The sequence below is a fragment of the Paenibacillus sp. FSL R7-0302 genome, assembly GCF_038006885.1.
GTDB lineage: Bacteria > Bacillota > Bacilli > Paenibacillales > Paenibacillaceae > Paenibacillus_AQ.
Genome location: NZ_JBBOWB010000001.1, coordinates 2,810,094 through 2,821,697, shown reverse-complemented (window position 1 = coordinate 2,821,697; position 11,604 = coordinate 2,810,094). Strand labels below are relative to the sequence as shown.

Annotated in this window: 10 protein-coding genes; all 10 read left to right on the top strand. The window is 57.2% G+C overall.

The window, feature by feature from the left end:
• Positions 1-53 precede the first annotated feature (53 nt).
• The 10 genes from MKY96_RS12370 (at position 54) to MKY96_RS12325 (ending at position 11,576) form a co-directional block, all read left to right on the top strand.
• Positions 54-1,376, top strand: a complete 1,323-nt coding sequence (locus MKY96_RS12370) for an ABC transporter substrate-binding protein (RefSeq protein ID WP_340940730.1) — start codon at positions 54-56, stop codon at positions 1,374-1,376.
• A gap of 133 nt (positions 1,377-1,509) precedes the next feature.
• On the top strand, positions 1,510-2,391 hold the full coding sequence (locus MKY96_RS12365) for a carbohydrate ABC transporter permease (protein WP_076075377.1): 882 nt from the start codon (positions 1,510-1,512) through the stop codon (positions 2,389-2,391).
• Positions 2,391-3,209: a carbohydrate ABC transporter permease gene (locus tag MKY96_RS12360; RefSeq protein ID WP_081751222.1), complete on the top strand. Its 819-nt coding sequence runs from the start codon at positions 2,391-2,393 to the stop codon at positions 3,207-3,209. The genes MKY96_RS12365 and MKY96_RS12360 overlap by 1 nt, the downstream gene beginning before the upstream one ends.
• 18 nt (positions 3,210-3,227) lie before the next feature.
• Positions 3,228-4,964 (top strand): protein O-GlcNAcase, encoded by a 1,737-nt coding sequence (locus MKY96_RS12355; protein ID WP_340940729.1) that lies wholly within the window; start codon positions 3,228-3,230, stop codon positions 4,962-4,964.
• On the top strand, positions 4,957-6,486 hold the full coding sequence (locus tag MKY96_RS12350) for a DUF4127 family protein (protein ID WP_340940727.1): 1,530 nt from the start codon (positions 4,957-4,959) through the stop codon (positions 6,484-6,486). Before MKY96_RS12355 ends, MKY96_RS12350 begins: the two co-directional genes overlap by 8 nt.
• Positions 6,487-6,864: 378 nt before the next feature.
• On the top strand, positions 6,865-7,572 hold the full coding sequence (locus MKY96_RS12345) for an N-acetylmannosamine-6-phosphate 2-epimerase (RefSeq protein WP_340944543.1): 708 nt from the start codon (positions 6,865-6,867) through the stop codon (positions 7,570-7,572).
• Positions 7,559-8,392, top strand: a complete 834-nt coding sequence (locus tag MKY96_RS12340; RefSeq protein WP_076075369.1) for a MurR/RpiR family transcriptional regulator — start codon at positions 7,559-7,561, stop codon at positions 8,390-8,392. The genes MKY96_RS12345 and MKY96_RS12340 overlap by 14 nt, the downstream gene beginning before the upstream one ends.
• A 140-nt stretch (positions 8,393-8,532) precedes the next feature.
• Positions 8,533-8,682 carry a hypothetical protein gene (locus MKY96_RS12335; protein ID WP_340940725.1) on the top strand — a complete coding sequence of 50 codons (150 nt, stop codon included), beginning with the start codon at positions 8,533-8,535 and terminating at the stop codon, positions 8,680-8,682.
• Between the two features lie 362 nt (positions 8,683-9,044).
• A complete protein-coding gene (locus MKY96_RS12330; protein WP_340940723.1) occupies positions 9,045-9,962 on the top strand; it encodes an ROK family protein in 918 nt (305 codons plus the stop codon).
• 27 nt (positions 9,963-9,989) lie between these two features.
• A complete protein-coding gene (locus MKY96_RS12325) occupies positions 9,990-11,576 on the top strand; it encodes an FAD-dependent oxidoreductase (protein WP_340940722.1) in 1,587 nt (528 codons plus the stop codon).
• Positions 11,577-11,604: the final 28 nt, after the last annotated feature.

Genomic DNA, 11,604 nt, shown 5'->3' with positions numbered 1-11,604 from the left:
TCCTGACGCGGGAAGGGCGCTCGCCTTACACTTAATCTGAGGGGGAATGTGGTGTGGGAACTAACAGAAAGGGCTTCACAGTATCGCTGCTGCTGACCATGTCTATGCTGCTTGCGGCTTGCGGAGGAAATGGCAATACGAAGGGGACACCGGATGCCGGAAGCACCGGAGAACCCGGCACGGGCGCTGAAGCTACAGCTGCGGCGGAGCCGGTGAAGCTTGAATTCTGGACGATTGCACTTCAGCCGACGTTCAACGATTACTTCAATAATCTGATCACTCAGTATGAGAGCAGTCACCCCGGAGTAACGGTGGAGTGGAAGGACTATCCCTATGACGCCATCTCGCAGCGGCTGTTGACCAGCACGGCCAGCGGCAAGAGCCCGGATGTCGTGAATCTGAACACCGAGTTCGCCAGCCAGCTAGGCAGCAAGGGAGCGCTGCTGAATCTGAGCGAGTATCTGACGGATGAGCAGGCGAAGAGTTATTTCGAGGGCATTTATAATTCCACTGTATTCGATGGCAAGGCTTATGCACTTCCCTGGTATACTGGCACCGAGGTGCTGTTCATGAACAAGAAGCTGGTGGAAAAGGCGGGCCTCGACCCGGCCAGTCCGCCGCAGACCCGTGAGGAGCTGGTGGAGTGGGCGCGTCAGGTTCATGAGAAGACCGGAGCAGCCGGGTATGCCCAGCAGCTGGTCTCCAAGCTGTTCCCCATCGACGGCATCTCAATCCTGAATGAGGACAAGACAGCCGCTGCCTTCAATACGCCGGAAGCAGAGGCGATGATTATCCAGATGCGCGACCTGATGAAGGAAGGGGTAGTGCTGAAGGAGGACGCGGATTTCAGCAAGCAGATTCAGTATTTCTCCGGTGAGCAGGTAGCCTTCCAGTTGTCCGGGCCAACGTTCATCAACTTCATCAAGACCTCTGCGCCGGATGTCTATAAGAATACCATTGCGGTCCCGCTGCCGACAGGCAAGGCGAACCTGCGTCTCTCCAATTCGATGAATCTGGTCGTGCCGCAGAAGTCGAAGAACCCGCAGCAGGCGGTGGAATTCGCTGCCTTCCTTACGAATGCCGAGAACCAGACAGCCTTCTCCAAGGCCGCCAACACGCTGCCATCGAGCAAGGCGTCCATTCAGGATCCGTTCTTCACCGAGTCTGACGGCTCTCTGGAAGCTGAAGCGAAGGTGGCTTCCTCGCAGAGTCTGGATAAGGCTACCGATTACATGGTCGGCGTTCCAAGCGCCGCAGATATCAACTCTGCGCTGGCGCGGGGATTGCAGGAGATTCTGATGAACGGCGCGGATATCAAGGAGACGCTGAACAAGGTGGAGAAGGAAGTCAATACTATTATCAGTCAGGGCTCCTAAGCTGCTGAAGCATAGCTGGATGGGGGGGATTACTCCCCAATGAATAGATAATCGGTCCCCGCAAAGTACCTGAGTCAACAGCGAAGCGAAAGCCTCACTTTGCGGGGGATTGAAGGAGAGGGAGGTGTAGCGGGTGTACAAGGGGTTTCGGTCTGAATCTTTTACCGCATGGGCGTTTATGGCGCCGGGGCTGCTGTTTCTGGCGGTGTTTACCTTTTGGCCGATTATTTACGGCATACCACTCTCGTTGACAGATTATTCTGTCATTACAGAGACGAATTATGTAGGTCTGGATAACTTCACCCGGGCCTTCCAGGATCATAATTTCCTGATTTCACTGTGGAATTCACTGGTATATGTGCTGATTGTGCCGGTGATCCAGATCATTTCGATCTTAATGGCGATTCTGGTCAACAGCCGGATTCCTGGAGTCAAAATGTTCCGGGCCGCCTACTATATACCGGTCGTGACCTCTATGGTTGCGGTGGCGCTGATCTGGAGCTGGCTGCTCGGCAATAACGGAGTTGTCAATTACCTGCTGCTGAAGGCAGGGATTATCAGTGAGCAGGTCTCCTGGCTATCGACGAGCAGCACGGCGCTGTATGTTCTAATGTTCATTACGATGTGGAAGGGCCTCGGCTATTACATGATGCTCTATCTGGCCGGGCTTCAAGGCATTCCTGCAGATCTGTATGAGGCCGCAAGAGTGGATGGTGCAGGGCCGCTGCGGCTGATTGTACATGTGACGCTGCCGCTGCTGCGCCCGCATATTCTGTTCTGCACGCTGATCTCTGTGATGGGTGCGATCCGGGTGTTCGATGAGGTCTACATTCTGACCAAGGGCGGACCGGGGACGTCTACATTAACTTCAAGCGTCTATATTTTTCAAAAAGGGCTGGAGCAGTTCAACTTCGGCTATGCCTCGGCGCTCGGGCTGATCGTCAGTGTGATGGTGGGAGCGCTTAGTGTACTCGTATTCAGACTGAACCGGAAAGGCGGGGTGAATTCCTATTGATGCCGCGTAGCTTGCGTGTTCTAATCACTTATCTGCTGCTGATCCTGCTTGCCCTGTTCATGATGGGGCCGTTCCTGTGGCTGCTCAGTGTCTCGCTGATGCCGGGGCGCAACGTGTTTGCGAACCCGCCGGCCATTCTGCCCACCTTTATTGCGTTCGACAACTATGTGCAGGTGTGGAACTTCATGAATTTTCCGCGTTACATTCTGAATACGGTCATCATCACGCTGCTGGGAGTCGTGTTCAACATTATTCTATCCTGTCTGACGGCGTATCCGCTGGCAGCCTTCCGGTTCAAAGGCCGGAACCTGGTCTTCACGCTGCTGATCTCGACCATGATTATTCCGTCGGCAACCGCTATGATTGTGCATTATCTGACGATTCAGGCTTTTCAGCTGGGCAATACGTTCTTCGGCGTTGTTCTTCCGGCAGCGGTGTCCGTGTTCAATATCTTCCTGATGCGGCAGACGTTCCTGGGCATTCCGGCAGACATTCGGGATTCGGGTAAAATGGACGGGGCTTCCGAGCTGCGCATCTTCATTCAACTGGTCATGCCGCTCGTCAAGCCGGGGATTGCGGTGATTGGATTACTGGAGGTCATGGCGTTCTGGAACAACTTCCTGTGGCCGATTGTCGTCCTGGAGGACCCGGAGAAGTATCCGCTCGCTGCGGCGCTTACGTATCTGAACGGGCAATTCTCCTATAACTTCGGCTGGATTGCCGCCGGAACCATGATCTCGGTGCTGCCGATCATCCTCGTGTTCCTGTTCACGCAGAAGTATTATATGGAAGGGATTGCCGGCGCGATAAAAGGCTAACTAAGGAGGCATAACTCAATGGGAATTTCGTTACGGGACTGCCAATATCTGTTCCGCGACTATTATACGCAAGGGAAAGAGCTGGTGGTAGAGGGCCCGCAGCTGCGCTGTGAGCTGGCTTCGCGGTATGCGATGAATCAGGATGTAAACGGGCTGCTTACTGAAGGCGTAGGAATTGTAATTCTGGAGCCAGCCGGACCGGGCGTAGCCACCGCCGATAAGGGGAATGCGCAGCTGATGCTGGAGTATGACGGCGGGCTTGCTGCGGACGGATACCGCCTGGTGATTGGAGAAGATGCCAAGCTTGTTGTTGCTGCGTCTAACCGGCGGGGGCTGAAGTACGGGCTGGATGCGCTGACAATGCTCCTGACCGTGGAGGAGGATTGCTGCCGCCTGCCGGTGGTTACGGTGGAGGATGAGCCGTCTTTTCCGGTGCGTGGAATTATTGAAGGGTTCTATGGCGTGCCTTGGAGCTTCGCGGACCGGATGGATTCGGTCAGATATATGAGCGGGCACCGGATGAACGCCTTCATGTACGCGCCGAAGGATGATCCGTATCACCGGGAGCTGTGGCGTGAGCCGTATCCGGACGACATTTTCGCCGGGATTCATGACCTTAAGCAGGAATGCGACAAGCATCTGGTGGATTTCTACTATTGTATTAGCCCGGGCAATGATCTGGAATTCCGCAGCAAGGAGGACTTCGCTAGGCTGGAAGAGAAGCTGGCCGCGATGATCGCGATTGGAGTGCGGCATTTCGCCCTGCTGATGGATGACATAGATTATGTGCTCCAAGGCGACAACAAGCAGTTCCTGGAGCGCTCCGGGACCGCCCATGCCTATGTGACGAACCGGATCTATGATTACTTAGCCGGATGTCTGCCGCACTTCACCCTGGCTATGTGTCCTTCGGAATACTGGTCGTATTGGAATACGGAGTACAAAAAGGATATCCGGGAGCAGCTTCATCCCGCTGTCAAAGTGTTCTGGACCGGCTATTTCGTCTTCGCTCCGGAAATTGGCCGGGGGCATGCGGAGGATAATTACAGTTTTTACGGGCATGAGCTGTGGCTGTGGGACAATATTCCGGTGAATGACTGCGATAAGGACCGGCTGTTCCTTGATCCGGTGCGCGGGCGCAGCTCCCGGCTCGGCAATTACGGGCATACAGCGGTCGTTGCCAATCCGATGAATCAGTGGGAATGCTCCAAGATCACGCTTCACACGATGGCCCATTATATGTGGAACAGCGAGCGTTACATGCCGGAGCTGTCCTGGGAGCTGTCCGTGCGCGAATTCGCCGGAGCGCTTGCGGAGGACATGATGTTCTTCTGCCGCCAAAATCTGAACAGCCGCCTGTATTCCGGCGGCTACCCGGAGCTGGACGATGCGCTGGAGGAGCGCGATCTGGAGCGGCTGGATGCTTATTTCAGCAGGCTGGAGCAGACTGCGGTACGGCTAGGCAGCTTAGACAATGCCAAGTTCATAGAAGAGGCGGGCCCGTGGCTGCGCCGGGCCATAGCGGATGCTGCGCTGTGGCGGGCTGTGCGCAGACAACTGGAGAATACGCAGGAGCCGCTGGCTGGGAAAGATGTGCTTAAGTGCCTGGAACGCTGCCGCAGTTATGGTGTACGGCTCGGCAGTGATCCGGCCGTGCGTGCGGCTGAGGCGCTGGGGATCGGGCTGCCTGAGATGGAGAAGGAGACCACAGCTGAGATGAAGGCAGAGACAAAGGAGGGGGACCAGTATGTCTAAGCACCATAAGCTGATTCTGGTTCCGCTGGATGAGCGGCCCTGCAATTATGAATTTCCTTATCTGCTGGCTCAGGGAACAGATTATACAGTAGAACGTCCGCCTGCCGGGATTATGGGCCTGAAGAAGCGCCCTGGAGATGTGGAGCAGCTGTGGTCGTGGTTCGAGTCTGCCTGCGAAGGGGCGGACGGTGCGGTGGTCGCGCTGGATACGCTGCTCTACGGCGGCATTATTCCCTCGCGGCTGCACCAGCTGGAGCTTGAAGTGCTGGCTGCACGCCTGGAGCGGCTGCGGGAGATCAGGCGGCGTTATCCGCAGCTGAAGCTGTATGCATTCCAGCTGATTATGCGTTGTCCGCAGTACTCGCTCTCGGATGAGGAGCCGGATTATTATGCCGACTGGGGCAGGGAGCTCTTCCGCAAGGGCTTCATCGGCCACCGGCTGGAGCTGGGCATCGCCACCGATGAGGAGATTCGTGAGCTGGCCGATATCGATCTCCGGCTCCCGCCAGAGGTGCTGCAGGATTATCTTAGCCGCCGGGCGATTAATATTGAAGCGAACAAGCAGGCGCTGGAGCTGGTCCGGGACGGGGTGATCGACTTCATGATTGTGCCGCAGGATGATTCCGCGCCGTATGGGCATACCGCCAAGGATCAGGAGAAGGTTCGCTCTCGGATCACAGCGCTTGATCTGGAGCTTAAGGTCTATATGTATCCGGGAGCAGATGAGGTAGGCTGCACGCTGCTTGCCCGGATGCTGAACAATTCCGAAGGACGGAGGCCGCTGATCTACCCGCGTTTGTCCGCTGTGCAGGGGGCATTCGTGACGCCGCTGTTCGAGGACCGCTTTTTCTATGAGACGCTGAAATATCAGATTCTGGCCGCCGGGGGGCTGATCGCATCCAGTGCTGCCGAGGCAGACCTGGTTCTGCTGGTCAGTACGCCGGGTGAGACGATGGAGGAGGCGGTGTCGCAGAAGCATGCTTTTCACAGTTATGACGTATACCGGAACCTGATGGAACTTGTAGAGTACGGGGAGTATCTGCTTCTTGACCGGAAGATACCGGTGGCTGTAGCAGATGTGGGGTATGCCAATGGCGGTGACCAGAAGCTGGTTAAGATGCTGCGGCAGAAGAACCTCCTGTTCGATCTGGCCGGATATGCAGCCTGGAATACCAGCTCCAATTCGCTTGGAACCGTAATCTCGCAGGCGATGATCTATCTGATCTACGGACGTACACAAGGACATCTGGATTTCCTGGCGCTCCGCTATGCCGAGGATGTATGCTATTGTTCAGTAGTGCGCGGAGAGCTCAGTGAAGGACCCGTGCAGGAGATGGGGTATGGCAAATATGAGCTGGACGGACCGCGCGGCCGTGTGGCTGCCCGTGTACAGGAACGGCTGAGTGAGGAGCTGACTGTACGGATCGACAGTCCATCGGGAAGCGTTAAGATTACCGACTGCTATATGCCATGGAACCGGATGTTCGAGGTGGGCTTAACTGTGCAGTATGTGCCATCGTGAGGGCAGGTTGGCTCTATCCATTGAATGGTTCATTTACAATTGAAGCGAACATTCAGAGATAGGTGTATTCTGTGCAATTAAAAACAATGAAATAGAAGGATATACTCCTCTAAATGTAGTCTGTACAACTAAATTTCCCAAATGAGCCAAAACACAGGCGCTGCAGGCATTTTAAATGTACAAAATACAGCTAAACGGATCATAGGCCGAACATCAGATGATTTAATTGTACAGAATGCACTTAAGCATATCGCGTGTACCTTACACGGGGCATCGCAAGCCCTTGGCATGCGGCTGGTTACAGTAATTCTTACTAGTTGAATTCTGATGTTGTACTTGTTCAATGGATATAGAATATAAGGAGAGAGGGTGGGGACCCTGAGCAAAAATATACTGGAAAAACTGCATCTGGGGCTGATTGTATCCTGCCAGGCGCTGCCTGACGAGCCGCTGCACGGGCCGGAGATTATGGCCCGGATGGCGGTGGCGGCAGCGGAAGGCGGGGCCATCGCCATCCGGGCGAACGGGGCGGCAGATGTGCGGGCGATCAAGCAGGCAGTTGCGCTGCCGGTGATCGGTATCGTGAAGCGCAATTACCCGGATTCGGACGTCTATATTACCCCTACGCTTAGAGAGACTGAGGAGTTGCTGGAGGCGGGGGCGGATATTATAGCTTTTGACGGGACCCGGCAGACCCGGCCGGGGAATTGTACACTGGAGCAGATCATAGACCTGCTCACGGCAAGCCCGGCGGCTTCCATGGCGGATATCTCCACTCTGGAGGAAGCGCTATACGCTGAGTCGCTTGGAGTCAGCTGCGTCTCAACCACCTTGTCGGGATATACACCGTATTCCCGCCAGCAGGAAGGGCCGAATCTGGAGCTGCTGGAGCAGGCTGCACAGCAGCTTAAGATTCCGGTGATTGCCGAAGGCCGGATCAGCCAGCCCGCCCAAGTGGAGGCAGCACTGGACCTGGGGGCCTATGCGGTGGTGGTAGGCTCCGCAATTACCCGGCCGCAGCTGATCACCCGGCCGTTCGCAGCAGCGGCGAGAAAAGTGAGGATGAACCGTAATGGAAATGAATGACCGGATCAACACGTATTACCCGTCCATGACCAAGTCTGAGCAAAAGGTAGCCCGGTGTGTGCTTGAGCATCCGGATAATCTGATCTATCTGTCTGTGACTGAGCTGGCGGATTTTGCCGGAACGGGCGAGACCACGGTGATGCGCTTCTGCCGCAAAATCGGCTTCAAGGGCTATCAGGATTTCAAGCTGATGCTGGCCCAGGGCCTGCCGAAGCGGCAGACTCTGGCGGATGGCGAGCAGGGGGCAGGCGGAGGGGATTACGCCGACCACCTGTATGACTTAATGGTGGGTGTATTGCAATCGAGCCTGGGCATGCTGGACCGGGAGCAGCTGCAGCAGGCGGTAGACGCTCTGGATCAGGCCCGGTATGTCCAGTTCTTCGGCGTAGGCTCTTCCGGGATCACGGCACTGGACGCCAAGAACCGCTTCCTGCGGATCGGGCGGCGTGTCGAAGCCAATTCCGACAGCCATATTCAGTCGATGATGGCGGTGACGATGGGAGCGGGCGATGTGGCATTTGGCATCAGTGTATCAGGCAGCACACTGGATACGAATGACATGCTGATGAAGGCCAAGCAGAACGGAGCCAAAGTCATTGCCATGACTAACTATGCCAAGTCTCCGATTGCTTCCATTGCCGACATTGTGCTGCTGACGGCCGGGAAGGAATCCCCGCTGGAAGGCGGCTCTGTAGGGGCTAAGGTCTCCCAGCTGTTCATTATCGACCTGCTCTGCCAGGGACTGGAGCAGCTCCATGCCGAAGAGACCAAGAGGATGAAGGAGGTGACCGCCCGGGCGGTCATTGACCGGATTTACTAGGTTGCGGGGGAAATGAAGCGGTAGGGAGAAATGAAACGACTGGGAGAAATGAAGGGATAGTGAATTATGCATTACATTCCGGTTAAGGGAACAGCGTGGGTGATATAGGGGGCGTTGAGTTCGTCTGTCGAGGTAGGGGTATGAGAAAGAGGCGTGCAGGCGGAAAACCGAACACATTGGAGCCTGGGGCGGCGTGTTGGTCGAATGTAATCGAAAAACCGATTACAATGCGCTCGCGAGAGGGCGGACGGCGGAATGTAATCGGAAAACCGATTACAATGCACTCGTGAGAGGGCGGACGGTCAGATGTAATCGGAAAACCGATTACAATGCACTCGTGAGAGGGCAGACGGCCAGATGTAATCGGAAAACCGATTACAATGCACTCGTGAGAGGGCGGACGGCCAGATGTAATCGAAAAACCGATTACAATGCGCTCGCGAGAGGGCAGATGGTCAGATGTAATCTGAAAACCGATTATAAGTGTATTGTTACTCAGGGATTATGCTCTATGCCGTCAGATAGCAGGCGAATGGAGATATATGAGGTGTCACTTATGAGCTGAAACTTAAGCCCTAAAACGGTACCTATCCTACAAGGATGGCAGCGCCGTTTCCGTGTGGTACAGACGCAGTAGTTGGAGGTGGTGCGAATGCGGCAAGTCATAGGTGTGGACATCGGGGGGACAGGCATCAAGGGGCTTGTGACCGATGAAGCGGGAACGATTCTGGCGGAAGCCGGGCGAGACACGGAGGCCCGGCTGGGCCGGGAGGTTATTCTCGGCCAGCTCCACAGTCTGGTGGAGGAACTGCTGGCTGGTCATCCTGCGGTGGAAGCGCTGGGGATTGGCTCGGCGGGCAGGGTGAATGCGGATACGGGCGAGGTGGTCTACGCCACCGATAATCTGCCCGGCTGGCAGGGGATGCAGCTTACGCAGTGGGCAACGGCTGCGTTCGGACGGCCTGCGGCGGCCGATAACGATGCCAACGCGGCGCTGCTGGGCGAGGCCTGGCTGGGCGCGGGACGCGGCAGGGCGAGCCTGGTCATGCTGACCCTGGGCACCGGGGTCGGCGGGGCTAATCTGGCGGAAGGCCGGCTGCTGCGCGGAGCCGCCTGGAGCGGTGGCGACTGGGGGCACAGCGTGCTGGTGCCGGGAGGTCGCCCCTGTAATTGCGGCAAGCGCGGCTGCGCGGAGCAATATGTGTCCGGCCAGGCGCTGCTGCGGCTGGCACGGGAGGAGACCGGCCGGGCGTATGCGCACGGGCGGGAGATTATGGCGGCGGCGGAGCAGCGCGACGCGTCAGCGCTGGCGGTGCTGGAGCGCTTCACAGCGGATCTTGCGCTGGTGACAGCTAACATCGGGGCGGCGGTAGACCCCGAGCTGATTATTATCGGCGGCGGGGTCGTTCAGAGCCGCGCGGTCTGGTGGCCGCTGCTGGCCGGGCAGGCGGGCGGCAGTTTGGCCGCCCGGATCGTGCCAGCAGAGCTGGGCAACCGGGCAGGCTGCTTCGGCGCGGCCCGGCTGGCTCTGGAACGGCTGCGCCGGGACGAAGGCGAAAGACAGATCTAACTGCTGAGGCAGGGAGGAGATGGAGAGATGGCTGGCGAACAGGAGAAGCGTTCGGATGTAGTAATTATCGGCGGCGGACTTGGAGGAACGGCGGCGGCGCTGGCCGCAGCCAAAGCCGGGCTGCGGGTGCTTATGACAGAGGAGACGGACTGGCTGGGCGGGCAATTGACCTCCCAGGCCGTGCCGCCGGATGAGCACCGCTGGATTGAGGAATCGGGCAGTACCGCGTCTTACCGGGAGTTCCGCAGCAGAGTCAGGGAGTATTACAGGCGGAATTATCCGCTTACAGAAGATTCCAGGAGCAATCCTATACTGAATCCCGGCAACGGTTGGGTCAGCCGGCTGGCACATGAGCCGAAGGTAGCACTGGCTGTTCTGCAGGAGATGCTTGCCCCGTATGTGAATACCGGGCGGATTGAGGTGCTCTATCATACGGTGCCAGTCGCGGCCGATACGGAAGGGGATTATGTTACTGGAGTCACCGTTCGGCAGGGAACAGGCAGTGACCTGATCAGGCTGCGGGGAGCCTACTATCTGGATGCCACGGAGTGTGGCGATCTGCTGCCGCTGGCCGGAGTGGAGCATGTCAGCGGCGCTGAAGCCCGCAGTGAGACAGGGGAGCCGCACGCCCTGGAAGCCGCAGACCCGCTCGACATGCAGTCGATTACCCACGTGGCGGCGGTGGACTATGTGCCGGATGGAGACTATACAATCCCGCGTCCAAGAGATTATGATTACTGGCGCGAATATGTCCCATCGTTCTCGCAGTATCCGATCTTAAGCTGGTTCGCTTCGGATGCAGACGATACTAGCAAGCTGAAGCAGTTCACGATGTTCCCGAATGAGCAAGGGATTGTCTCCCTGTGGGATTACCGGCGGATCGTAGACCCGGCCATCTGGACGGAGCCGCTGAATGACGGCGAAGTCACCCTGCTGAACTGGGCACTGAACGATTACTATGCCGGGTCAATTATCGGCGTATCGCCGGAGGAACGGAAGCGGCACCTGGAGGGGGCGAGACAGCTTACCCTCTCACTCGTGTATTGGCTCCAGACCGAAGCGCCCCGCCTGGACGGCGGGCAGGGCTATCCGGGCGTGCGCCTGCGCGGAGATGTGCTCGGCACAGAAGATGGGCTGGCCAAGGCCCCCTATATCCGGGAATCCCGGCGCATCCGCGGATTGTACACGATAGCAGAGCAGGATGTGAGCAAGGAGCTGCGCGGACCAGCCGGGCCTAAGCGTTATGAGGATAGCGTAGGGGTAGGCAGCTATCATCTGGATCTTCATCCCACGACAGTGAGCCAGCGTACCTTTTATATCCCGAACCATCCTTATGAGATTCCTCTCGGATCATTGATCCCGGTACGGGTCAAGAACCTGCTCCCGGCTTGCAAGAACATATCCATGACCCAGATTGCGAACGGCTGCTACCGCCTGCATCCCACAGAATGGAATATCGGCGAAGCGGCGGGCACCCTCGCGGCCTATGCCAGCAGGCAGCAGGTCGAACCATCGGCAGTCAGGGAATCAGCGGAACATCTAAGGGCCTATCAGCAGCAATTGATTGCGCTCGGTGTTCAGCTGCACTGGACCCCGGAGGAGCTGGAGGTGTAAGCGCACCTTCTCCGGTAATTCAATCTAT